We start from the raw sequence: 23,750 nt of genomic DNA, 5'->3' as shown, positions 1-23,750 counted from the left end.
CTGTTACTCCTCCGCGCGGCTAGCGCCCTAGGCCGCCGACGACCTCGCCGGCGACGCGACGCGCCTGCGTATCCGTCTGCCGAGCCCTTTCGAGCGTGTCGCCGTCCGCCGCCCCCGCGACAAGGCCCTGAGCTTCGACGCGCTCGAGGGTCTCAGACACCGTCGCGGCAATATCGAGAAAGCCAATCTTGCGGTCAAGGAAGGCGGCCACGGCGACCTCGTTGGCGGCGTTCATCACCGCGGGCGCGGCCCCACCGGCCGCCAGAGCTTCTTTGGCGATCTTCAAGGCGGGAAAACGGCGCAGGTCCGGTTCTTCGAAGGTCAATTGGCCGATGGCGGCGAGATCCAGCCGCGGCGCCGGCCACGGCAGGCGGTCCGGCCAGGCGAAGGCGCAGGCGATCGGGGTGCGCATGTCGGGCGCGCCCAGCTGGGCCAGCGTCGATCCGTCGCTGTATTCCACCAGCGAGTGGATGATCTGCTGATGGTGGATCAGCACGTCCACGTGCTCGTCGGTCATGCCGAACAGGTAGGCGGCCTCGATGATCTCGAGGCCCTTGTTCATCATCGTCGCGGAATCGACGGAGATCTTCGCACCCATGCTGAAGTTCGGATGGGCGACGGCCTGTTCGGGCGTCGCATGCGCCATCTGCTCGGCCGTCCAGGTGCGGAACGGTCCGCCCGACGACGTCAGGATCAGGCGATCGACCCGCTGGGCGTTCATCGGGTCGAGGACTTGGAAGATCGCCGAGTGTTCGGAATCCACGGGGATCACCGCCCCGCCCGCCAGTTTGGCGGCCCGCAGCAGCGACGGCCCGGCGCAGACCAGGCTTTCCTTGTTGGCGAGACCGATGACCGCTCCGGCGCGGGCGGCGGCCAGGGTCGGCGCGAGACCCGCGAATCCGACGATCGAAGACATCACCCACTGGGCGTCGGCGGCGGCGGCCTCGACCACGGCGTTGCTGCCGGCGGCGGTCTTGACGCCTGAGCCTTCGAGCCGCTGACGCAGCTCAGGCAGCTTGGTCTCGTCCTCGATGACCGCCAAGGTCGGGCGCCAGCGCAGCGCCTGTTCGGCCAGCCGTTCGGCGTTGCGCCCGGCGGTCAGGGCGGTCACCTCGACCTCGACGCCGGCCTTCTCCAGGAGGTCGAGAGTCGAAACGCCGACCGAGCCTGTTGAACCCAGAACGCTGACGCGGCGAGGCAAAGTCAATGCGCCCATCCCCAATAGTTGACCAGTCGGGCGGCCGCCAGCACGACCACGGCGAACATCAGGCCGTCCACTCTATCCAACAAACCGCCGTGACCCGGGATGAGGTCCCCGGAATCCTTCACGCCGAAGCGCCGCTTGAGCATCGATTCCCAGAGGTCGCCGGCCATGGTGGCCAGCCCGCCGAGCAGACCGATCAGCGCGCCGGCCGGCACGCTCAGCACGATGGCGCTGAACGCGGCCATCGCCGCGCCCGCGCCCGCCGCCGCGACCAGGCCGCCGACGAAGCCGGACCAGGTCTTGTTCGGCGAGAATTTCGGCCACAGCTTGGGGCCCTTCAGGGCGCTGCCGACCGCGAAGGCGGCGATGTCGGCGGCCCAGGCCACCGCGAACAGCAGGATCGTCCACTGCCGACCCTCGGGCATGCCGCGCAGCCATACGAGGCAGACGACTGGGATGGCCAGGTAGATCACCCCGAACGCGGCGTTGGTGGGCCGCTCCGACACCCCCCGCGCCACCAGCGCCGCCGCGACGGCGCCCAGGGCGGCCGCAGCCCAGGCGAGCGGCATATGTTTCTGATGGGCCAGGAACGCCGCAGCCAGGATCGCCACAGTGAGCGCGGTGGAGACGCGGATCGGCGCCGTCGGGGCGGTCATCGCCCCCCATTCGATGGCCAGCAACGCGACGGCGACCGCCACGAGCACTAGGAACAGCCAGCGCAGCCCTGGCATGTCGGAGAACCACACGGCGCCCAGCACCGCGGGCACCAGAACGGTGGCCGAGGCGACCCGTACGCCCAGATTGGCCCAGTCGAAACGCCTAGCCTGCGGCAAGGACATCATCGGCCACGGCGCCGCCGTAGCGCCGCTCGCGCTTTTGGAATTCTTCGATCGCGGCCCGCAGATAGTCGGCGCCGTAGTCGGGCCAGAGCACGTCCTGGAAGACGAACTCCGAGTACGCTGTCTCCCACAGCAGGAAATTCGAGAGCCGCTGTTCGCCGCTGGTGCGGATCACCAGGTCCGGATCGGGGATCCCGGCCGTCGACAGCTTGTTCTGCAGCAGGTCCTCGGTGATGTCCTCGGGACGCAGGCGTCCAGCGGCGACCTCGGCGGCCAGCGCCCGGGCCGCGTCGGCGATATCGGCCCGGCCGCCGTAGTTGAACGCGACCTGCAGGAAGAACTTGTCGTTGTGGGCGGTCTGGCGTTCGGCCCGCTCGACGATCTCGGCGACGTCAGGCGGCAGGCCCGCGCGCCGTCCGAGGATCCGCACCTTCACGCCCTCGCGCGTCAGCTTGTCGAGGTCGGAGTTCACATAGAGCTTCAGCAGCCGCATCACCTCGGCCACCTCGCCGGCGGGACGCCGCCAGTTCTCGGTCGAGAACGCATACAGCGTCAGCCAGCGCACGCCCTGGGCGGGCGCCGCCTCGACGACCCGCCGGATCGCGTCCACGCCCTTCGGATGCCCGACCTGGCGCGGCAGGCCGCGGCGCTTCGCCCAACGGCCGTTGCCGTCCATGACGATCGCCACGTGCAGGGGCGCATGCGGCGCGGGCTGCTGTTGATCGATCGTAGCCATGGGTTCCCGTTCGTCCTCGCTCCTGGTGGGACGATTAGACCTGCATGATCTCTTGTTCTTTGGTTTTCAAGGCTTCGTCGACGCGCTTGATCGCTTCGTCCGTAAACTTCTGAACCTCGGTCTCCATCCGCCGCTGCTCGTCCTGCGTGATGGAGCTGTCCTTCTCGGCCTTCTTGAGGTCGTCGTTGGCCTCGCGGCGGACGTTGCGGATGGCGATTTTCTGCTGCTCGGCGTACTTGCCGGCGATCTTCGCCAGATCCTTGCGGCGCTCCTCGGTCAGCGGCGGAATCGGCACGCGCAGGCTCTGGCCGTCGACGACCGGGTTCAGGCCCAGGCCGGCGTTGCGGATCGCCTTCTCCACCGAGACCACCAGCCCGCGGTCCCAGATGTTGACGCTGATCGAGCGCGGCTCAGGCACGCTGACCGAGCCGACCGTGTTCAGCGGAACCGTGGAGCCGTAGGCGTCGACCATCACCTGGTCCAGCAGGCTGGCGGACGCCCGCCCGGTCCGCAGGCTCGAGAATTCGTCCTTCAAAGTCGAGATCGCCTTGTCCATGCGATCGCGATACTTGCTGAGAACCGGCTTTTCCGCAGCCATAGGATCTTCTCCTAAGATATTGGTCTAATTCGGCGAATGGTCAGGCGATCGTCGTAAAGACGCCCTGCCCCTTCAGCACTTTGAAGAAGTTGCCCCGTTCGCGGATGGAGAACACCACGATCGGGATTTGATTGTCACGCATCAGGGCGATCGCCGAAGCGTCCATGACCCGCAGGTCCTTGGCCAGGACTTCCTGGTAGCTCAGCGTCTCGTAGCGCTGCGCGCTCGGATCCTTCTTGGGGTCGGCGGTGTAGACGCCGTCGACGCTGGTGCCCTTGAACAGCGCGTCGCAGCCCATCTCGGCCGTGCGCAGCGCCGCGGGGGTGTCGGTGGTGAAGAACGGCGCGCCCAGGCCGGCGGCGAAGATCACCACCCGGCCCTTTTCCAGGTGCCGCAGCGCGCGGCGGCGGATGTAGGGTTCGCAGACCGCTTCCATCGGGATCGCCGACTGCACGCGGGTATAGACGCCGATCTTTTCAAGCGCGCCTTGCAGGGCGAGCGCGTTCATCACCGTGGCCAGCATGCCCATGTAGTCGGCGTTGGCCCGGTCCATGCCCTTCCCGGCCAGCGAGACGCCGCGGAAGATGTTGCCGCCGCCGATCACCAGGCAGAGCTCGATCCCATGATCGACCACTTCCTTGATGTCCTCGGCCACCGCCTCGATCGTCTTGGTGTCGATACCGAAGAGCGAGTCGCCCATCAGGACCTCGCCCGACATCTTCAAGAGGATCTTCTTGTAGCGGGGCTTGGTTTCGGACATTGCGGCTTCCGTCGAGAATCTGGCTGGGTACTACATAAACCAAGGGCGCCGTGCGCGTCGAACGCACGGCGCCCTTGGGCCGTCAGTTCAGGCTGAAATCAGCCCTGGCCGGTCATCGACGCCACTTCGGCGGCGAAGTCGTCCTGCTTTTTTTCCACGCCTTCGCCCAGGGCGAAGCGCACGAAGCCCTTCACGGCGACCGGCGAGCCGGTTTCCTTGGCGGTTTCGGCGATCAGCTGCTCGATGGTCTGATCCGGGTTCATGACGAAGGGTTGCTTCAGCAGCACCACTTCTTCCTGCCACTTGCGGATCCGGCCTTCGATCATCTTCTCGACGACGGCCAGCGGCTTGCCCGATTCCAGAGCCTGGTCGGTCAGGAACTTCTTTTCCTTCTCGACGGCGGCCGGATCGAGGTCGCCCTCGTTCAGGGCCAGCGGCGGGGTCGGGGTGCCGGCGACGTGCAGAGCGATCTTGCGGCCGACTTCCTTCAGCACGGCTTGATCGCCAGCGCCTTCCAGAGCCACGAGCACGCCCAGACGGCCCACGCCTTCACCCTGCGCATTGTGCAGGTAGAGGGCCACGGCGCCTTGGCCGACCGACAGGCGGGCCGAACGACGCAGACGCATGTTCTCGCCGATCGTCGCGATCAGGTTGGTGATCACGTCGCTGACGACTTCGCCCTTGGCCGTCTTGGCCGCAGTGATGGCGTCCACGCCTTCGATCTCCAGGCCGACGTCCGCGAAATCGCGGGCGGCGTTCTGGAACAGCTCGTTCTTCGACACGAAGTCGGTCTCGGCGTTCAGCTCGACCAGCACGCCGGTCTTGCCGTCGGCGCTCAGCTTGCCGGCCACCAGGCCTTCAGCCGCAGCGCGGTCCGACTTCTTCGCGGCCTTCGAGAGGCCCTTGGTGCGCAGCCAATCGACGGCCGCTTCCATGTCGCCGTTGTTTTCCTGCAAGGCCTTCTTGCAGTCCATCATGCCGGCGCCGGATTTTTCGCGCAGGTCCTTGACCAGCGCAGCGGTGATTTCCGCCATGGTCAGCTCCTTATCAGTCAGAATGGGTTTGACCGGACCCTGATAGGGCCCGGCCATGATCGTTTTTCGTCAAGCTGAGTAAGACGCCGGAAAGGCGTCTTAGCCGGCTTGTTCCTGGTCCGCGGCCGGAGCCTCGGCGACGGGAGCCTCAGCGGCTTGCGCCTCGGCGACCGGGGCCGCTTCGGGCTCCGGCGTCAGCTCTCGGGCCAGGGTCGGCTCGACCGGCGCAACCGAAGCGCCCAGGTCCACGCCAGCGGCCGATTGGCCGGCGGCCAGGCCGTCGAGGACGGCGTCGGCCATCAGGTCGCAGTACAGCTGGATCGCGCGGGCGGCGTCGTCGTTGCCCGGGATCGGATAGGTGATGCCGTCCGGATCGCAGTTGGTGTCCAGGATCGCGATGACCGGGATGTTCAGCTTGCGGGCTTCCTGGATGGCGATCGACTCCTTGTTGGTGTCGATCACGAACATCAGGTCGGGAATGCCGCCCATCTCCTTGATGCCGCCCAGGCTGAGCTCGAGCTTGTCGCGCTCGCGGGTCATCTGCAGCAGCTCTTTCTTGCCGCGTCCGCCCTGGCCTTGGCCTTGGCCGTCGAGCATGCCTTCCAGCTCGCGCAGACGTTGGATCGAACCCGAGACGGTGCGCCAGTTGGTGAGCGTGCCGCCCAGCCAACGGTGGTTCACATAATACTGGGCGCTGCGCTTGGCCGCCGTCGCGATCGGCTCCGAGGCCTGACGCTTGGTGCCGACGAACAGCACGCGACCGCCGCCGGCGGCGACTTCACGAACCTTCACCAGGGCTTGGTGCAGCAGCGGGATCGACTGCGAGAGGTCGATGATGTGGATGTTCGACCGCGAGCCGAAGATGTAGCGGTCCATCTTCGGGTTCCAGCGGTGGGTCTGGTGGCCGAAGTGGGCGCCAGCTTCCAGGAGCTGACGCATGGAGAATTCAGGAAGCGCCATCGCTTTTTCGTCCTTTTTCCGGTTAACCGCCGCAGGCAAACCCTCCAGATGGAGGACCGGAATGGGTATGGCGGGATGTCTCCCCGCACATCGCCAAACACCTGCGTGTGGAATGACGCGCCAAATAGGGGCTGAACGCGGAAATTGCAAGCCTCTGCGCGCGGCGAGCCCGCCCGGTGCTTGCGCACGCGCTCGCCCCATCGCATCCTCCAAGGGCAGGAGGGGCCCATGACACCTATCGTAGCGCTCGGCGTCAGTCTCGGCGTTTTGGCTCAGGGGACGTTTGGCGGGCCGAGCGGCACACTGAAGCCGCAACCGGGCCCGTGGGGCCCCGCGCCCTCCGTCCGCCCCTATACGCCGCCGACCTATGGCGCTCCGGCGCCAGCGCAGCGCAGCAACCGGCCCAGTTCGGCGCCGCCGGCGTTTCCGGCCGCGCCCCAGCCCCCCAAGCCGCTGGAGATGAATCAGCCGCCGAACTTCAAGCCCTACAAGCCCGGCGTCTCGCCCTACTCCGACCGCGCCCTCAAGCCAGCGAAGCCGCCCGGCTACATCGAGCTGCCCTAGATATCTTCGACGAAGACCACGCCCGGCGCGGTCTTCAGCGCGCCGCGCACTGAGACGTCCAGGCTGAACCGCCCCGGCAGCTTCAGCTCGATCTCCCGGCCGCGCTCGATGTTGGCGACCAGGATGATCTCGCCGCCACGCGGATTGGCGACGTGCTCCAGTCGCTTCTTCAGCGCGTCGATCTCAGCGCTGCGCGGGGCGACGTGGACCCGCAGGCCGGCCACCGCATTTTCCACGGCCTTGTCGACCGGCTCGGCGTCGTCGCCAAAGAAGCGCACCTCGCCGTCCCGCGCCTTGGCCCTGACCTTGAGGGCGACCGCCTTGCCCGGCTCCAGCAGGTCGCGGCACTTGCGCAGCGACTCCGGCGGGAACAACACCTCGTACTCGCCGGTCGGATCCGACAGCGTCACAAACGCAAATTTCTCGCCGCTCGACTGCGAGGCGCGCTCCTGCTTGCGGCGCACGACGCCCGCCATCCGGAACGCTTCGGCGCCCGCCTCGGCCTTGGGGATCACATCGGCCAGCAGGTCGGTGCGCCTCCGGCGCAGCGCCGTGACCATGTCGTCGAGGGGGTGGCCCGACAGATAGAAGCCGACCGCGGCCAGCTCCTCGTCCAGGCGCTGGACCGGCGTCCACGGCTCGGCCTTGGGCAACTTCTTGCGCACCTGATCGACAAGGTGGTTGGTCCCGTCCGAGAACAGGGCGCCCTGCTCGGAGCTCTCCTGGGACGACACGCTTTGCCCAAGGCCGGTCAGAAGCTCGGCGGCCGCCAGCAACTGGGCCCGATCAGGGTGGATCGAGTCGAACGCTCCAGCCCGGGCCAGCGTCTCAAAGGTGCGCTTGTTGACCTGCTTGGGATCGACACGCGAAGCGAAGTCAAAGATGTCCTTGAACGGGCCGCCCGCCTTGCGGACCGCCACCACGTGCTCCATCGCCTGCTGGCCGACATTGCGGATGCCGCCCAGCGCATAGAGCACCTCGCCGTTCTCGACCTCGAAGTCGGCGGACGAGAGGTTGACGTCCGGGCTGCGCACCTTGACCCCGAAACGCTTGGCGTCCTGGTAGAAGACCGCCAGCTTGTCGGTGTTGGAGATATCGAGGCTCATCGAGGCCGCGAAGAACTCAACCGGCGTATTCGCCTTCAACCAGGCCGTTTGGTACGACACATAGGCGTAGGCCGCCGCGTGGCTCTTGTTGAAGCCGTAGCCCGCGAACTTGTCGACCAGGTCGAAGATCGAGCCCGCCTGCTCGGCCGGCACGCCCTTAGCCTCGGCGCCGGAGACGAACCTGGCCCGCTGCAGGTCCATCTCCTCCTTCTTCTTCTTGCCCATCGCCCGGCGCAGAAGGTCGGCTTCGCCGAGCGAATAGCCGGCCAGGATCTGGGCGATCTGCATCACCTGTTCCTGGTAGACGATGATGCCGTAGGTCTCCTTCAGCACCGGCTCCAGGCTCGGGTGCATGTAGTCGATGGGCTTGCGCCCGAACTTGCAGTCGATGAAGGCCGGGATGTTGTCCATCGGGCCCGGCCGGTACAGCGACACGACAGCGGTGACGTCTTCCAGCGAGCCGGGGCGCAGCTGGCGCAGGGTGTCGCGCATCCCCTGCCCTTCCAGCTGGAACACCCCGACGGTGCCCCCGTTCGACATCACCTCGTAGGCCGGGGCGTCGTCGACCCCGAGCGTCGCAAAGTCGATCTCCTGGCCGCGCTTGCGCAGGAACTTCAGCGCCCGGTCGATCACCGTCAGCGTCTTCAGACCCAGGAAGTCGAACTTCACCAGGCCGGCGCTCTCGACCCACTTCATGTTGAACTGGGTGGCGGGCAGCTCGGAACGCGGATCGCGATAGAGCGGGGTCAGCTGGGTCAGAGGCCGATCGCTGATCACGACGCCCGCGGCGTGGGTCGAGGCGTTGCGGTACAGGCCCTCGAGCTGCAGCGCCGTCTCCAGCAGCTGCTTGACCGCCTCGTCTTCGTCCTTGGCCTGGCGCAGCCGCGGCTCGATTTCGATCGCCTTGGCCAGCGTCACCGGGTTCGCGGGGTTCGCCGGCACCATCTTGGCCAAGCGGTCGACAAGCCCCAACGGCAGCTGCAGCACCCGGCCCACGTCGCGCAGTACGGCCCGCGCCTGCAGGGTGCCGAACGTGATGATCTGCGCCACCCGGTCACGGCCATAGTGCTTCTGCACGTAGCTGATGACCTCTTCCCGGCGCTCCTGGCAGAAGTCGATATCGAAGTCGGGCATCGACACCCGCTCCGGATTCAGGAAGCGCTCGAACAGCAGGCCGTAACGCAGCGGATCAAGATCGGTGATGGTCAGCGCATAGGCGACCAGCGAGCCGGCGCCAGACCCCCGTCCCGGCCCGACCGGAATGTCGTGGTCCTTGGCCCACTTGATGAAGTCCGACACGATCAGGAAGTAGCCGGGGAAGCCCATCTTGCTGATGACCCCGATCTCCCGCTCCAGCCGCGCCTCGTAATCCTCGACAGGCAGGGCCGACGCCTGACCGCTGGCGATCCGCGCCTTCAGCCCCTCGCGCGCCTGGTGCGCCAGTTCGTCGGCCTCTGAGCGCCCCGCGCCGGTATCGAACCGCGGCAGGATCGGGTCGCGCTTCTTGACCATGAAGGCGCAGCGGCGGGCGATATCGAGGGTGTTGTCGCAGGCTTCCGGCAGGTCGGCGAACAGCGCCCGCATGTCGGCGGACGACTTGAACCAGTGCTCGGGCGTCACCCGCCGGCGCTCGTCCTGCATGATGAACGCCCCGTCGGCGATGCAGAGCAGCGCTTCGTGCGCCTCGTACATGGCCTGCTTGGCGAAATAGACGTCGTTGGTCGCGACCAACGGAATGTCGTTGTCGTAGGCGAACGCCACCAGCTCGCCTTCGGCCGCGGCCTGCGCTGGCAGTCCGTGCCGCTGGAGCTCGACATAGAACCGATCGCCGAACACCCGCGCCATCTCGGACAGCGCGGCCTTGCCTTCGGGGATCTTGCCGGCGGCCAGCAGCGGATCGACCGGCCCGTCGACGCCGCCCGACAGCAGGATCAGGCCCTCGGCGTGTTCGGCCACCTTCGACCAGGGGACCGAGACGTCCTCGCTGCCGTCCGCTTCCAGGAAACAGAGCGAGGAGAGTTCGCTGAGATTGAGGTAGCCGACCTCGCTCTGGGCCAGCAGGACGATGGTCGGGATCTTGGCCCAGCGCTCGGTCTGGCCGCCGCCGATGCCGGTGACCGGCAGCGCACAGCCGATGATCGGCTGAACCCCGGCGTCCTTGCTGGTGACGGAGAATTCGAGCGCGCCGTAGAGGTTGGCCCGGTCGGTCAGCGCCACCGCCGGCATCTCCGACGCCTTGGCCAGCCCGCTGACCTTGTCGGCCTTGATCGCGCCCTCGAGCAGCGAATAGGCGGAGCGAACCCGCAGGTGGACGAAGCCGTCGTTACCCGCGTCGCTCACTCTCGCACCTCCAACGTCAGGCCGCGTACTGGGCCACCGCGCACATCATCCAGACAAAGCCTGCAACCGACACAAAGGCCAGCGATTCCCGAGCCAAGCGAACCATCTGCGACGTCCTCACTGTGGATGTTCTATATGTGTTCTTATTTCCCGTTTTGTTCTCATCGTCAAGCGGTTTAGTCTCACGCCGGCAAGGAGCCCCGAATGGAACAGCGACTGTCCCTCATCACCCTGGGCGTGGACGACCTCGCCCGATCGCGCGCGTTCTTCGAACAGGGACTGGACTGGCGTCCGGGCACGGTCGCCGACGGCGTCTGCTTCTACCAACTGCCGGGCCTGGGGCTGGCGCTGTTCGGCCGCGAGGACCTCGCAGAGGATGCGCAAAGGCCCGTCGACGGCCGTTTCTCCGGCGTCACCCTGGCGATCAACGAGCGCTCACGCGCCGACGTTGACGCCACCTTCGCCCAGGCGCTCGCCGCCGGCGCCACGGCGCTCAAGGCTCCGCGAGAAGTGTTCTGGGGCGGCTACTCGGGGTACTTCGCCGACCTGGACGGCCACACCTGGGAGGTCGCGCACAATCCGGGCTGCACGATCCACGAGGACGGGACGACGACGTTCGGCGCCGACTAGAGCTTCTGCTCTTCCAAGTGGCCGTCCTTTAGGGCCAGCACCCGGTCCATGTGCCTGGCCAGTTCCAGGTTGTGGGTCGCGACCAGGGCGGCGACGCCTTCCTGGCGAGCCAGGGCGTAGAGGCTGTCGAACACCGCGGCCGACGTGTTCGGGTCCAGATTCCCGGTCGGCTCGTCGGCCAGCAGGAGCTTGGGCGAATTGGCCAGCGCGCGGGCGATCGCCACCCGCTGCTGCTCGCCGCCCGACATCTGCGCCGGCTGATGGTCCACGCGTTCGGCGAGGCCGAGGCTCGCCAGCAGGTCGCGGGCGCGTTCGCGCGCGGCCTTGCGCGACCGGCCGGCGATCATCTGCGGCAAGGCGACGTTGTCGAGCGCGGTGAACTCGGCCAGCAGGTGGTGCGCCTGGTAGACGAAGCCGATGGTCGCCAGCCGCACGCGCGTGCGCTGACGGTCGCTAAGGTCCGAACAGTCGCGGCCTTCGATGACGATGCGCCCTTCGTCGGGGTGCTCGAGCAGCCCGGCGGCATGCAGCAGCGAGGACTTGCCGGAACCCGACGGGCCGATCAGCCCGACAATCTCGCCTGGACGGACGTCGACGTCGGCGCCGTTCAAGACGGTCAGGGTCTTGTCGCCGCTCTTGTAGGTCCGGCGCAGGCCCCGGATGGACAGCACGGGGTCACTCATAGCGAAGCGCTTCCACCGGATCGAGACGCGAGGCCCGCCAGGCCGGCGGCAGGGTCGCCAGGAACGACATGGCCAGGGCCCAGAACGTGATCACCGACACTTCCTGCCAGTCGATCTTCGCCGGGATGCGGGTCAGGAAGTAGATGTCCGAATTGAACACCTCCGCGCCGGTGACCCACTCCACGAACTGCTGGATCTCGCCGATGAAGATGCAGAACAGCGAGCCGATCAGCAGGCCGGCGATGGTGCCGAGCACCCCGACCGCGGCCCCGGACATGAAGAAGATGCGCAGGATCGAGCCCTGCCCGGCTCCCATGGTGCGCAGGATCGCGATGTCGCGTCCCTTGTTCTTCACCAGCATCACCAGGCCCGAGATGATGTTCATCGCCGCGATCGCGACCAGCATCATCAGGATCAGGCGCATGACGTTGCGTTCGACCTTCAGCGCGCCCCAGTAGGCGGAGTTCTTCTCCGTCCAGTCGGTGACCAGCGCCGCCCCGCCGGCCGCCTTGGCGACGGCACCCTTCAGCGCGATCGCCTTGTCCGGGTCGCGCAGCTTGATCTCGAGATAGTCGATGCTGTTGTCGCGGCCGAAGAACAGCTGCGCCTGCTCCAGCGGCATGTAGATGAAGGCCTGATCGTACTCGCTCATTCCCACCGTGAAGGTTCCTGCCACGGTGTAGGTCTTGCGCAGAGGGGTCGCGCCGAACGCCGTCGCCCCGCCGGTCGGCGAGATCAGGCTGAGTTCGTCGCCCGGACCGACGCCCAGCGCCTGTGCGAGCCTGTCCCCGACCATGATGTAGTCGCCGCCGAACTCGCCCTCGTCGAACCCGGCCATCGACCCGCGGGTGATGTTGTCCGAGACGATCTTGGTCGCCTTCAGATCCTTGGCCGTCGTGCCGCGCACGATCGCGCCGCTGATCTGGCCGGCGCCCAGCGCCATGGCCTGGGCCTCGACGACCGGCGTCACCTGGACGACGCCCGGCAGATCGGCGATGCGCTTGATCACCGCCTCGCGGTCCGGGTCGGTCAGCACGCCGCCGGTGACATAGAGGTGACCGCTGAAGCCCAGCATCCGCGACAGCAACTCGGCCCGGAAGCCGTTCATGACGCTCATCACGATGATCAACACCGCCACCGCCAGCATGATGCCGACGAACGAGATGATCGAGATCAGCGCCACCCCGCCCTGGCTGCGCTTGGCGCGCAGATAGCGGGCCGCCACGGAGCGTTCCCATTGGCCGAACGGCGGCGCGCGCCCGTTCAGCGTCCCGTTGGTCGACGACGTGGTCACGCGGCGACCGCTCCGGCGGACGAAGGACTCGATAGAACCATGCTGGGGAAGATGTCCCGATCCTGTGCGGCCGTCACGGCCCGTTCGCCAGCTTTGCCATGTAAGCGGTGCGAAAAGAAGGCCGCCCAGTGACCGGGCGGCCTCCAAGTTGTCGGGGAAAACGCCACGGGCGGCCAGACGGCTGCCTGTGTCTGCGTCCAGGGGTAACTGAAGTTACGTCCCCGCCCCCGCGCCCATCGCGCAGACGGGCGGGCAATTTCTCGTTCGCCTAAAACTTGTGCGAGCACGCGTGGGCGCCGCCCAATCTCCGCTCGCGCCTAGCGCCAGCTATCCGGCACCGGCGGCAGGGTGATCAGCTTGAAGTGGAGGATCAGGAACAGGATGACCCACAGGATCGTCGCGACGATCGTCGTGGTGACGAATTTCTTCTTGAGCTTCGGATCCACCGGCGCGCCGGGATCACCGCCGTCGCCCTTGTCGATCCCGGCCTCGGCATGGCTCGTGACGCCGATCGGCAGGACCGAAAACAGCACGGTCCACCAGATGGTGAAATAGATCGCGATGCCGGTGAAGACAGTCATCAGTGCGCGTCCTTAGGGGTTTCCATCAGTTCGACCAGCACCCCGCCCATGTTCTTAGGATGGACGAAGATCACCGGCGTGCCGTGCGCGCCGGTCCGCGGCTCGCCGGTCCCCAGCACCGTCGCCCCCTTGGCCCGCATGTCGTCGCGTGCGGCGATGATGTCGGGCACTTCGAAGCACACGTGGTGTTGGCCCCCGGCGGGGTTCTTCGCAAGGAAGCCGATGAGCGGCGAATCGTCGCCAAGCGGCTCGATCAGCTCGATCTGGCTGTTCGGCAGGTCGACGAAGCAGACATAGACCCCCTGCTCCGGCATCGCCTTGGTCTCGGTGATGTGGGTCGCGCCGAGGACGTCGCGATAGAGCTTCACGGACTCGGCGATGGAGGGGGTCGCGACCCCGACGTGGTTCAGTCTTCCGATCATGACAGCCCTATAGACCTCTCCGAGGCGCCGCGCGAGATCACGCTACGGCGCCCAAGTCAGATCCTCAGGACCGTAGACTCCACGACCGGCCGCTTGCCCCAGATCCGCTGGCTGGCCTTCTTCACGGCGCGCGACATCACGGTCTCGATCTCGTCGTCGATCTCGCGCTGCTCGCCTTGCAGGCGGGCCAACGCCTGGTGGGCTTCCTTGGCCAGGTCCTCGAGCACCTCGTCCATCGGATAGTCGTCGTCGGCCGGCAGGCCGAGCGCCCGCACCTGCGGTCCCGCGGCGACCTTGCCGCGGCCGTCCAGCACCACGCTAACGGCCAGCACGCCGTTGTAGGCGGCGTGACGACGCTCGCGCAGGGCGTCGCCGTTCTCGGGCGTCAGCACGCCGGCGTCGACATAGATCCGGCCCGCCGGCACTTCGTCGATGATCTCGGCCCGGCCGGGCGCGAGGCGCACCATGTCGCCGTTGCGCGGCGCCACCGACTGCGGGACCTGCAGGTCCTTGGCGAAGGCGGCGTGTTCGAGCAGGTGACGACGCTCGCCGTGGGTCGGGACCGCGATCTGCGGCCGCGCCCAGCTGTACATCTGCGCCAGTTCGTCCCGGCACGGGTGGCCGGAGACGTGGATCCCCGGATGGTCGCGCTCGGTGTAGAGCCGCACCCCGCGGTCAGCGAGGCGGTTCTGCAGGTTGCGGATCGGTATCTCGTTGCCGGGAATGACCCGCGAGGAGAACACGCAGGCGTCGCCCGCCCCCAGCTTCACATGCGGGTGCGAGCCGTCGGCGATGCGCGACAGCGCCGCGCGCGGTTCGCCCTGGCTCCCGGTGCACAGGAACAGCACCTGGTTCTCCGGCGTGGCCGCGGCCTGTTGCTCGGACAGGAACTCCCCGACGCCCTCCAGCAGGCCGACGGACTTGGCGGCGGCCGCCATGCGGTGCATCGAGCGTCCGACCAGGCAGACGCTGCGGCCGGCCGCCTCGGCGGCGCGGATCACGCTGTCCATGCGCGCGACGTTGGAGGCGAAGCACGCCACCGCCACCTTGCCCGACAGCCCGCCGATCAGGCCGGCCAAAGCCTCCTTCACGTCGGCTTCCGAGCCGGACTCGCCGTCCACGAAGACGTTGGTGGAGTCGCAGACCATCGCCAGGACGCCCTCGTCGCCCAGCTTCTGGATCGCCGCGTCGTCGGTGACCGAGCCCAGCACCGGGTCCGGATCGATCTTCCAGTCGCCCGTGTGCAGGACCGTGCCCAACGGCGTGCGGATCGCCAGCCCGTTCGGCTCGGGGATCGAGTGCGTCAGGGTGATCAGCTCGACCTCGAACGGTCCGAGCTGGATCGTCCCGCTCAGCGGGACTTCGGTGATCTCGGCGTCTGCGCACTCCTCGTTCTCGCGCAACTTCTCGCGCAGGAGGAAGGCGGTGAACGGCGTCGCGTACAGCGGCGCGCGCAGCTGCGGCCACAGCCAGGCCACGGCGCCGATATGGTCCTCGTGCGCGTGGGTCAGGACGATGCCGACGATGTTCTTGGCGTACTCCCGGATGAATTCCGGGTCGGGCAGGATGATCTCCACGCCGGGCGTGGTCTGGTCGCCGAAGGTGACGCCCAGATCGACCACGATCCATTTGCGCGCATGCGCCGGACCGTAGCCGTAGAGATTGAAGTTCATGCCGATCTCGTTCGAGCCGCCGAGCGGCAGGAAGACGAGTTCGTCTTGGTCTTTTGCTTTCATTACGTCCTTGCCGCCGTGTTACGGCGGTGAATTTCAAGTAGGCCCCGGATCGTCAGATCCGGGTCGAAATGGTCGATGGCCGTGGTGGCGCCGTGGAACAGCGAGGCGACGCCGCCCGTCGCGATAACGGTCATCGGCTTGTCGCGTTCAGCCTTGATCCGCGCGATCAGGCCCTCGATCAGGGCGACATAGCCCCAGAAGACCCCCGACTGCATGGCGCCGACCGTATCGGTCCCGACCACGCGCTGCGGCTTCTGGATCGCGACCCGCGGCAGCTTCGCCGCCGCCGAGTGCAACGCTTCCATAGATAGGTTGATGCCGGGCGCGATGACACCCCCCTCGAAACCGCCGTCCGCGGCGATGACATCGAAGGTGGTGGCGGTGCCCGAGTCGATGACGATCAGGTCGCCCGGATAGACGATGTGCGCGCCCAGGGCGTTCACGAGGCGGTCGGCGCCCGCTTCCGACGGCTTGTCGATCCGCACCTGGATGCCGAGCTCGGCGTTCTCGCCGATCACCAGCGGTTCGACGTGCAGATAGCGCCGCGCCAGGTTGCGCAGGTTGAAGATCGACTGCGGCACCACGCTGGAGATGATGCAGGAGTCGAGAACCCCGAACTGCAGCCCCGCCATGTGCAACAGCTGCGACAGCCACACGGCGTACTCGTCGGCCGTGCGGCTGGAGTCGGTGGCCGCGCGCCACTGAGCAATCCAGGACTCGCCGTCGTGGACCGCAAACAGGGTGTTGGTGTTGCCTTGCTCGATCGCCAGAAGCATCGCTTCACGCCTCTCCGAAGAAAACGTCCCCGGCGGTGATGCGCAGCACCGCCCCGTCGTCCAATCGCAGCCGCAGCGCCCCGTCCACGTCGAGACCTTCGGCGATGCCTGTGTGGGTCTGATTGGGCAGCCGCGCTACGCATGTCTCGCCCAGGCCCTGCGCAACTTCCGTCCAGCCGCGCGAGATAGGCGCGAAGCCTTCGGCCTGCCAGAGCTTGCGCCAATGTTCGAAACGGGTCGCCAGAACCTCGAGCGCGTCGGCCGGCGCTGGCGGCGGACTGGCCATATGATCGGCGAAGGCCGTCGCCGGCCGCTCCACGTCGGTCGGCGCATGCGCCAGATTGATGCCGATGCCGACCGCCAACCACAACGCCCCATCGGGCCGGCTGCCGGATTCGACCAGGATCCCGACCGCCTTGCGGCCGTGGATCATCACGTCGTTGGGCCACTTCAGCCGCGCCGCGCCGGGCCCTAGGCAGGTCTGGGCCAGGTCAGCGGCGGCCAGCGCCGCCACGAACGACAGCTGCGCGGCCTCGGCGGCGGGCTTGTCGGTGGTCAGCAGCAGGGTGGCGGCCAGATTGCCGGTAGAGGTCGTCCACGACCGCCCCCGCCGACCATGGCCGGCGGTCTGGCGCAAGGCGGTGATCCAGACCGGACCGCCCGCCCCCGCCTCGGCGCGCCTGCGCGCCTCGGCGTTGGTGGAGTCCAGTTCGTCATAGGCTTCGATCGGGGGGTGGGCGCCCACCTAGGAGGCGAGCCCGAACGCAGCCGCCGCAGCCTTGGCGAGCGGATCGATGAAGATCAGCGCGCCCATCACCACGGGGAAGGTGAACAGCGCAGCGCTGATCGCCACCACCTGAGCCTCGCGCGGAAGTTCATCGGTGCCGCTCGGCGCGTTGTCGAACCACATCACCTTGATCAGGCGCAGGTAGTAGAACGCCGCGATGACGCTGCCGACCAGGCCGAGCACGGCGGCGATCACGATCATCGGCTCGCCCACGCTCAGGGCCGCCTTGAAGACGTAGAACTTCGCCCAGAAGCCCGAGAACGGCGGCAGGCCGAGCGCCGACAGCGAGAACGCCGTCATCGCAAGGGCGATGCCGGGGCGCTCCTTGAACAGTCCCGCCATGTCCGAGATCGTCTCCATCGGCCGCCCGTCGCGCGACAGCGCGGTCAGGCAGGCGAAGAAGCCGGTCACGTCGATCATGTAGAGGACCATGAACACCAGCATCGCCTGCATGCCCTCGGGCGTGCCCGCGGCCAAGCCGAGGACGGCGTAGCCGACGTTGGCGATCGACGAGTAGGCCCAGAGGCGCTTCAGGTTCTGCTGCGCCAGACCAGCCAGCGCACCGACGAAGATCGACAGCAGCGCGATGACCACCAGGACTTGGCGCCATTGATCGACCGCGCCGGCGAAGCCTTCGGCCAGCACGCGGGCGAACAGCACCATGGCGGCCAGCTTCGGAGCGCCGGCGAAGAACGCGACGACCGGGGTCGGGGCGCCTTCGTAGACGTCCGGGGTCCACATGTGGAACGGTGCGGCCGAGACCTTGAACGCCAGGCCGCAGATCAGGAACACCAGGCCGAACAGCACGCCGGTGCTGGCGCCGCCTTCCACGACCAGTGCGATCTCGTCGAACTTGGTCGAGCCGGCGAAGCCGTAGATCAGCGAGGCGCCGTAGAGCAGCAGACCCGACGACAGCGCGCCGAGCACGAAGTACTTCAGGCCAGCTTCCGACGCCTTGGCGTCTTCACGATGCATGGCCGCCAGCACGTAGAGCGCCAGCGAGTGCAGCTCGATGCCCATATAGAGCGAGATCAGGTCGCCGGCCGAGGCCATCATCCCCATGCCGAGCGCGGCGAGGAGGATCAGGATCGGGAACTCGAAATTGCGGATCGCCTTCCGCTCGAACCACTTCTGGCCGAGCACGATGGCCACCGCGCTGGCCAGGTAGATCGCCACCTTGGCGAAGGCCGAGGCGTTGTCGGCGATCAGACCGCCGGAGAATCCGCGGCCGATCGGGCCGACCGCAGCGGCCCAGGCCGCGACGATCAGCGCGCCGACCGAGGCGAGCATCACGGCCGTGGTGGCGCGCGGCGCGAACGCGCCGATCACCAGCAGGCCGAGGGCGCCGATGGCCAGGATCAGTTCCGGCGCGGCGAGAGCGAGGTCTTGGGAAAAGGTCATGTGACTTTAGGTCCTCACCCGCCGATGGCCGCGCGGTAAACCGCGGCGAGATTGTCGACCGAGGCTTGGGTCAGATCGAAGACGGCGGCCGGATAGACGCCGAGGTACAGGGTCATGGCGATCAGCGGCGCGAAGATCGCCACCTCGCGCCAGTCGAGGTCGGTGATGTCGGCCAGGGCCGGGTTGGTGATCTCGCCGAACACGACGCGCTTGTAGAGCGTCAGCGCATAGACGGCCGAGAAGATCACGCCGGTGGCGGCCACGACCGCCGTCCAGGTGGAGATCTCATAGACCCCGACCATGGTGGTGATTTCGCCGATGAACCCAGAGGTGCCCGGCAGGCCGACGTTGCCCATGGTGAACAGCAGGAAGGTCGCGGCGTACCAGGGCATGCGGTTCACAAGGCCGCCGTAGAAGGCGATCTCGCGGGTGTGCATGCGGTCGTAGACGACGCCGACGCAGAGGAAGAGCGCGCCGGAGATCACCCCGTGGCTCAGCATCTGGAAGATCGCGCCCTGCACGCCGATGGCGTTGCCGGCGAAGATGCCCATGGTCACGAAACCCATGTGGGCGACCGATGAGTAGGCGATCAGCTTCTTGATGTCGGTCTGACGGAAGGCGACCAGCGAGGTGTAGACGACGGCGATCACGCTGAGCGCGAAGACCAGCGGCGTGAACAGGTCCGAAGCCAGCGGGAACATCGGCAGCGAGAAGCGCAGGAAGCCGTAGCCGCCCATCTTCAGCAGGATGCCCGCCAGGATGACCGAGCCGGCGGTCGGCGCCTCGACGTGGGCGTCGGGCAGCCAAGTGTGCACCGGCCACATCGGCATCTTCACCGCGAACGAGGCGAAGAAGGCCAGCCACAGCCACGTCTGCAGGTTCTGGTCGAACTTGTAGTTCATGAGCTCGGGGATCGAGGCCGTGCCCGCGACGCTGATCATGACCAGGATGGCCGCCAGCATCAGCACCGAGCCGAGCAGGGTGTAGAGGAAGAACTTGTAGGCCGCGTAGACCCGGTTCTTGCCGCCCCAGATGCCGATGATCAGGAACATCGGCACCAGGCCGAATTCGAAGAACAGGTAGAACAGCACCAGGTCCAGCGCGCAGAACACGCCGATGACCAGGGTCTCGAGGACCAGGAACGCGACCATGTAGGCCGGCACCCGCTTGTCGATCGAGAACCACGAGGCCGCGATACAGATCGGCATCAGGAACGCGGTCAGCAGCACGAACAGGATCGAGATCCCGTCCACGCCCATGCGGTAGTGCAGGCCCGCGAACCAGGCGTGATCTTCCACGAACTGGAAGCCCGCATTGGCCGGGTCGTACCGCAGCACCAGCAGCACCGACAGCGCGAAGGTCGCCAGCGTGGTCACCAGGGTGATCCACTTCACGGCGCGGATGGTCTGCTCGTCCTCGTGCGAACGGAAGAGACGGAGCAGCAGGATCGCCGCCACGCCGACCAGCGGCGTGAACGTCGTCAGGGAGAGAATACCGGTCATGGGATCGCCCTCCCCCTTAAGCTTGCCAGGCCCACAGCGCGTAGGACAGCAGTCCCGCCACGCCGAGCAGCATTACGAACGCATAGTGATAGACGTAGCCGGTCTGCAGCCGCCCGGCCCGACGGCCGAGGGTGTAGGACAGCGCCGAGACCCCGTTCGGCCCGAGGCCGTCGATGATCTTCTGGTCGCCGACCTTCCAGAACACGTCGCCCAGGAACTTGGTGGCCCGCACGAAGGTCGCCTCATAGATCTCGTCGAAGAACCACTTGTTGTAGAGGAAGGTCCACATCGGTCCCTTCCGCGCCGCGATCGCCGCGCCGAGGCCTTCCCGCATGATGTAGACGTAGTAGGCGCTGGCGAAGCCGACAGCCGAGACCGCCAGCGGCGCCCACTTCACCCAGGTCGGGACGTGGTGGGCGTGCTCCAGGACGTGGTTGTCCGCGCCGTTGAAGATCGCGCCGCGCCAGAACTCGTTCCAGCCTTCGCCGACGAAGTGGTCGACGAACACGTAGCCGGCCGCGATGGCGCCGAACGCCAGCAGCAGCAGCGGCACGAGCATGATCACAGGGCTCTCATGCGGCTTGTGATCGTGGCCATGACCGTGGTCGTGGTCAGCCAGCGGCTCGTCGTGGGTTTCGATCTGCGCCGAGGAGGCGTGATCGTCATGAGCGTGACCATGCGCATGGTCGTCGTGATGGCCCCATTTGGCGGTGCCGTGGAAGGTCATGAACGCCAAGCGCCAGGAGTAGAAGGCGGTCAGGCCCGCAGCGAAGATGCTGACCACGAAGGCGAAGTAGGCGACGCCGCCGTGCAGTTGTCCGGCCGCGAAGGCGCTCTCGATGATGGTGTCCTTCGAGTAGAAGCCCGCGAAGCCCAGGTGCAGGTTCGGCAGGCCGAAACCGGTGATCGCCAGGGTGCCGATGGTCATCACCGCATAGGTGACCGGCAGGTACTTCCACAGCGCGCCCATCTTCCGCATGTCCTGCTCGTGGTGCATGCCGTGAATGACCGAGCCGGCGCCCAGGAACAGCAGGGCCTTGAAGAAGGCGTGCGTGAACAGGTGGAACATGGCCGCCTGATAGGCGCCCACGCCGGCGGCGAAGAACATGTAGCCGAGCTGCGAACAGGTCGAATAGGCGATGACCCGCTTGATGTCGTTCTGGGCCAGGCCGACGGTCGCGGCGAACAGCGCGGTGACGGCGCCGATGACGGTGACGATCTGCTTGGCGTACGGCGCGTACTCGAACATCGGCGACAGCAGGCAGACCATGTAGACGCCGGCGGTGACCATGGTCGCGGCGTGGATCAGCGCCGACACCGGGGTCGGGCCTTCCATCGCGTCCGGAAGCCAGGTGTGCAGGAAGAACTGCGCCGACTTGCCCATCGCGCCGACGAACAGCAGGGCGCAGGCCAGGTCGACCGCGTGCCAGTAGGAACCGGCGAACCACCAGCCCTCGTTGGACATCGAGGCGATCTTCGGGAACAGCTCGGCAAACTGGATCGTGCCGAACATCCAGTAGACGGTCATGATGCCGAGCGCGAAGCCGAAGTCGCCGACCCGGTTGACCACGAAGGCCTTGATCGACGCCGCATTGGCGGTCGGCTTCTTGAACCAGAAGCCGATCAGCAGGTAGCTCGCCAGGCCCACGCCTTCCCAGCCGAAGAACAGCTGCATGAAGTCGGCGGCAGTGACCAGCGCCAGCATGGCGAAGGTGAACAGCGACAGGTACGCGAAGAAGCGCGGCTTGCTGTCGTCCTCGGCCATGTAGCCCCACGAGTAGACGTGGACGAGCGAGGAGACGCTGGTGACGACCACCAGCATGACCGCCGACAGGCCGTCGAGGCGGATCGACCAGTTCGACTGGAAGTCGCCGATGTTGATGAACGGCAGAAGCTTGATGGTGAAGGCTTCGAGGCCGCCCCAGGTCCACTGGCTGAAGATCGTCCATGAGAGGACGGCCGACAGCAGCAGCAGGCCGGTGGTGATCGATTGGGACGCGACGTTGCCGATGCGGCGGCCGAACAGGCCGGCCACGATCGCGCCGATCAGGGGCGCGAAGACGACGGTGGTGATCAGAGACTGCGGTGTCATGTTCAGGTCCGTCAGCCCTTCATCATCGAGACGTCGTCGACGGAGATGTCGCCGCGGTTACGGAAGAAGGTGACAAGGATGGCCAGACCCACGGCGGCCTCGGCGGCCGCCACGGTGAGGACGAACATGGCGTAGATCTGCCCCACGACGTCGTGGAGATAGACCGAGAACGCCACGAGATTGATGTTCACGGCGAGCAGGATCAGCTCGATCGACATCAGGATGACGATGATGTTCTTGCGGTTCACGAAGATCCCGAACACCCCGATGGTGAACAGGATCGCGGCCACCGCGAGATAGTGGGTGAGCCCGATCATTGGTCGATCCCCTGCCCCGGCTTGATCTGAACGACGCGCATGCCGGTCTTCGGCGTGCGGGCGACCTGGTCGACGATGACCTGGCGGCGCACGCCCGGCTTGTGGCGCAGGGTCAGGACGATGGCGCCGATCATGGCTACCAGCAGCACCAGCCCCGCGGCTTGGAAGAAGTAGACGTAGTCGGTGTAGAGCACCCGGCCGATCGTCTCGATGTTGGAGACGTCGGTGTAGACCTGAGGCGTATCGGCCTTCGGCTTGCCGCTCGTGGCCACCGCGGTGGCGACGACGATCATCTCGACCACGAGGACGCCGGCGACCAGGCCGCCCAGCGGCATGTAGCGGGCGAAGCCCTGCCGGAGCGCGGCGAAGTCGACGTCCAGCATCATGACCACGAAGAGGAACAGCACCGCGACCGCGCCGACGTAGACGACGACGAGCAGCATCGCGAGGAACTCCGCGCCCATGGTCACGAAGAGGCCCGCGGCCGAGAAGAAGCTGAGGATCAGGAACAGCACCGAGTGCACGGGATTTCGGGAGGAAACCACCCCGAACCCTGCGCCTACGGTCACCGCCGCCAGCAGGTAGAATGCGATCGCCAAGGCCATGACGGCTTTTCTCAGCCCCTTAGTTTACTTTGTCCGCCCGCCGGAAGCCCGACAAAGCGAAGGTGGTCGTCTCACGGATGCGCCGGCGCTTACCGGTAGGGCGCGTCCAGTTCCAGGTTCTTCGCGATCTGCCGTTCCCAGCGGTCGCCGTTCGAGAGCAGGCGCTCCTTGTCGTAGTAGAGCTCCTCGCGGGTCTCGACAGCGAACTCGATGTTCGGGCCCTCGACGATGGCATCCACCGGGCAGGCCTCCTGGCACAGACCGCAGTAGATGCACTTGACCATGTCGATGTCGTACCGGGTCGTACGGCGGCTGCCGTCGTCGCGCGGTTCGGCTTCGATGGTGATGGCCTGCGCCGGGCAGATCGCCTCGCACAGCTTGCAGGCGATGCAGCGCTCTTCCCCGTTGGGATAGCGGCGCAGCACGTGCTCGCCACGGAAGCGCGGCGATTGCGGGCCGCGCTCGTGCGGGTACTGCACGGTCGCCTTCGGCTTGACCATGTACTTCATCGCCAGGCCGAAGGCCCCGACGAAGTCCATCAGGGCCGCGCCCCTGACTGCTTGTGAAATTCGCTGCATCATTTCGCGGTTACTTTCTCTTGCAGGCGTAGTCGGTCATGCGCTTGCCCGAGCCCTCGGGGCTGCGGACCAGCTCTCCGCCCTTGGCGGCGCAGGCCGCGCTGGCGGACTTCAGGGCGTCGTAGCTGGCGACGCCCCCCGTCACATCAGGGCCGCCCGCTGCGCTCGCGCAGGACGAAAGGGAGATCAGGAGGATGCTGGCCAT

At 66.9% G+C, this 23,750-nt stretch carries 25 protein-coding genes; 2 read left to right on the top strand and 23 right to left on the bottom strand.

The window, feature by feature from the left end; translation table 11 throughout:
• Positions 1–19: 19 nt before the first annotated feature.
• From ACSQ2H_RS10085 to rpsB, 7 genes are all read right to left on the bottom strand, one after another.
• On the bottom strand, positions 20–1,216 hold the full coding sequence (locus tag ACSQ2H_RS10085; protein ID WP_436061268.1) for a 1-deoxy-D-xylulose-5-phosphate reductoisomerase: 1,197 nt from the start codon (positions 1,214–1,216) through the stop codon (positions 20–22).
• Positions 1,204–2,046, bottom strand: a complete 843-nt coding sequence (locus ACSQ2H_RS10080; RefSeq protein WP_436061267.1) for a phosphatidate cytidylyltransferase — start codon at positions 2,044–2,046, stop codon at positions 1,204–1,206. The genes ACSQ2H_RS10085 and ACSQ2H_RS10080 overlap by 13 nt, the downstream gene beginning before the upstream one ends.
• Complete coding sequence (locus ACSQ2H_RS10075; protein WP_436061266.1) at positions 2,024–2,779, bottom strand: isoprenyl transferase; 756 nt, start codon at positions 2,777–2,779, stop codon at positions 2,024–2,026. The genes ACSQ2H_RS10080 and ACSQ2H_RS10075 overlap by 23 nt, the downstream gene beginning before the upstream one ends.
• 34 nt (positions 2,780–2,813) lie before the next feature.
• The gene (gene frr / locus ACSQ2H_RS10070; protein ID WP_436061265.1) at positions 2,814–3,377 is read right to left on the bottom strand and encodes a ribosome recycling factor; all 564 of its coding nucleotides are present in this window, start codon (positions 3,375–3,377) and stop codon (positions 2,814–2,816) included.
• A 40-nt stretch (positions 3,378–3,417) separates the two neighbouring features.
• Positions 3,418–4,137: a UMP kinase gene (gene pyrH / locus ACSQ2H_RS10065; protein WP_293402685.1), complete on the bottom strand. Its 720-nt coding sequence runs from the start codon at positions 4,135–4,137 to the stop codon at positions 3,418–3,420.
• Positions 4,138–4,235: 98 nt separating this feature from the next.
• Positions 4,236–5,171, bottom strand: a complete 936-nt coding sequence (tsf, locus tag ACSQ2H_RS10060) for a translation elongation factor Ts (RefSeq protein ID WP_436061264.1) — start codon at positions 5,169–5,171, stop codon at positions 4,236–4,238.
• A gap of 99 nt (positions 5,172–5,270) precedes the next feature.
• Entirely contained in the window at positions 5,271–6,131 is an 861-nt protein-coding gene (gene rpsB, locus ACSQ2H_RS10055) for a 30S ribosomal protein S2 (RefSeq protein ID WP_436061263.1), read from the bottom strand.
• A gap of 228 nt (positions 6,132–6,359) precedes the next feature.
• On the opposite strand from rpsB, the gene ACSQ2H_RS10050 reads away from it, so the two are divergent.
• On the top strand, positions 6,360–6,695 hold the full coding sequence (locus tag ACSQ2H_RS10050) for a hypothetical protein (RefSeq protein ID WP_436061262.1): 336 nt from the start codon (positions 6,360–6,362) through the stop codon (positions 6,693–6,695).
• On the opposite strand, the gene dnaE is transcribed toward ACSQ2H_RS10050, so the two are convergent.
• A complete protein-coding gene (dnaE, locus tag ACSQ2H_RS10045) occupies positions 6,692–10,141 on the bottom strand; it encodes a DNA polymerase III subunit alpha (protein ID WP_436061261.1) in 3,450 nt (1,149 codons plus the stop codon). The genes ACSQ2H_RS10050 and dnaE overlap by 4 nt on opposite strands.
• Before the next feature lie 16 nt (positions 10,142–10,157).
• Complete coding sequence (sidA, locus tag ACSQ2H_RS10040) at positions 10,158–10,247, bottom strand: cell division inhibitor SidA (RefSeq protein WP_183770094.1); 90 nt, start codon at positions 10,245–10,247, stop codon at positions 10,158–10,160.
• Positions 10,248–10,345: 98 nt separating this feature from the next.
• Here sidA and ACSQ2H_RS10035 point away from each other — a divergent pair, with 98 nt between their 5' ends.
• Positions 10,346–10,771: a VOC family protein gene (locus tag ACSQ2H_RS10035; protein WP_436061260.1), complete on the top strand. Its 426-nt coding sequence runs from the start codon at positions 10,346–10,348 to the stop codon at positions 10,769–10,771.
• On the opposite strand, the gene ACSQ2H_RS10030 is transcribed toward ACSQ2H_RS10035, so the two are convergent.
• The 14 genes from ACSQ2H_RS10030 to ACSQ2H_RS09965 all read right to left on the bottom strand — a co-directional run bounded on the left by ACSQ2H_RS10030 (position 10,768) and on the right by ACSQ2H_RS09965 (position 23,750).
• The gene (locus tag ACSQ2H_RS10030; RefSeq protein ID WP_436061259.1) at positions 10,768–11,454 is read right to left on the bottom strand and encodes an ABC transporter ATP-binding protein; all 687 of its coding nucleotides are present in this window, start codon (positions 11,452–11,454) and stop codon (positions 10,768–10,770) included. The two genes, ACSQ2H_RS10035 and ACSQ2H_RS10030, sit on opposite strands and share 4 nt — an antisense overlap.
• Positions 11,447–12,748, bottom strand: a complete 1,302-nt coding sequence (locus ACSQ2H_RS10025; RefSeq protein WP_436061258.1) for a lipoprotein-releasing ABC transporter permease subunit — start codon at positions 12,746–12,748, stop codon at positions 11,447–11,449. Before ACSQ2H_RS10025 ends, ACSQ2H_RS10030 begins: the two co-directional genes overlap by 8 nt.
• Positions 12,749–13,065: 317 nt before the next feature.
• Positions 13,066–13,329, bottom strand: coding sequence for a DUF1467 family protein (locus tag ACSQ2H_RS10020; RefSeq protein ID WP_436061257.1), 264 nt, complete (start codon positions 13,327–13,329; stop codon positions 13,066–13,068).
• A complete protein-coding gene (mce, locus tag ACSQ2H_RS10015) occupies positions 13,329–13,751 on the bottom strand; it encodes a methylmalonyl-CoA epimerase (RefSeq protein ID WP_436061256.1) in 423 nt (140 codons plus the stop codon). The genes ACSQ2H_RS10020 and mce overlap by 1 nt, the downstream gene beginning before the upstream one ends.
• 56 nt (positions 13,752–13,807) lie before the next feature.
• A complete protein-coding gene (locus ACSQ2H_RS10010; RefSeq protein ID WP_436061255.1) occupies positions 13,808–15,487 on the bottom strand; it encodes a ribonuclease J in 1,680 nt (559 codons plus the stop codon).
• Entirely contained in the window at positions 15,487–16,263 is a 777-nt protein-coding gene (locus tag ACSQ2H_RS10005) for a type III pantothenate kinase (RefSeq protein ID WP_183770106.1), read from the bottom strand. Before ACSQ2H_RS10005 ends, ACSQ2H_RS10010 begins: the two co-directional genes overlap by 1 nt.
• Before the next feature lie 4 nt (positions 16,264–16,267).
• Positions 16,268–17,008: a biotin--[acetyl-CoA-carboxylase] ligase gene (locus ACSQ2H_RS10000; RefSeq protein ID WP_436061254.1), complete on the bottom strand. Its 741-nt coding sequence runs from the start codon at positions 17,006–17,008 to the stop codon at positions 16,268–16,270.
• The gene (gene nuoN, locus ACSQ2H_RS09995) at positions 17,009–18,451 is read right to left on the bottom strand and encodes an NADH-quinone oxidoreductase subunit NuoN (protein WP_436061253.1); all 1,443 of its coding nucleotides are present in this window, start codon (positions 18,449–18,451) and stop codon (positions 17,009–17,011) included.
• Between the two features lie 14 nt (positions 18,452–18,465).
• Entirely contained in the window at positions 18,466–19,953 is a 1,488-nt protein-coding gene (locus tag ACSQ2H_RS09990; RefSeq protein ID WP_436061252.1) for an NADH-quinone oxidoreductase subunit M, read from the bottom strand.
• Positions 19,954–19,969: 16 nt separating this feature from the next.
• The gene (gene nuoL, locus ACSQ2H_RS09985; protein WP_436061251.1) at positions 19,970–22,045 is read right to left on the bottom strand and encodes an NADH-quinone oxidoreductase subunit L; all 2,076 of its coding nucleotides are present in this window, start codon (positions 22,043–22,045) and stop codon (positions 19,970–19,972) included.
• An 11-nt stretch (positions 22,046–22,056) separates the two neighbouring features.
• Complete coding sequence (nuoK, locus tag ACSQ2H_RS09980) at positions 22,057–22,362, bottom strand: NADH-quinone oxidoreductase subunit NuoK (protein ID WP_056018653.1); 306 nt, start codon at positions 22,360–22,362, stop codon at positions 22,057–22,059.
• The gene (locus tag ACSQ2H_RS09975; protein WP_183770118.1) at positions 22,359–22,967 is read right to left on the bottom strand and encodes an NADH-quinone oxidoreductase subunit J; all 609 of its coding nucleotides are present in this window, start codon (positions 22,965–22,967) and stop codon (positions 22,359–22,361) included. The genes nuoK and ACSQ2H_RS09975 overlap by 4 nt, the downstream gene beginning before the upstream one ends.
• Positions 22,968–23,056: 89 nt before the next feature.
• A complete protein-coding gene (gene nuoI, locus ACSQ2H_RS09970; protein ID WP_436061250.1) occupies positions 23,057–23,548 on the bottom strand; it encodes an NADH-quinone oxidoreductase subunit NuoI in 492 nt (163 codons plus the stop codon).
• A gap of 7 nt (positions 23,549–23,555) precedes the next feature.
• A complete protein-coding gene (locus ACSQ2H_RS09965; RefSeq protein ID WP_436061249.1) occupies positions 23,556–23,750 on the bottom strand; it encodes a hypothetical protein in 195 nt (64 codons plus the stop codon).

Origin of the sequence: Phenylobacterium sp. LjRoot97 (genome assembly GCF_964254345.1) — a bacterium.
Classification (GTDB): domain Bacteria; phylum Pseudomonadota; class Alphaproteobacteria; order Caulobacterales; family Caulobacteraceae; genus Phenylobacterium.
The sequence above is the reverse complement of the archived record's forward strand: the minus strand, read 5'-3'. Positions and strand labels throughout refer to the sequence as shown.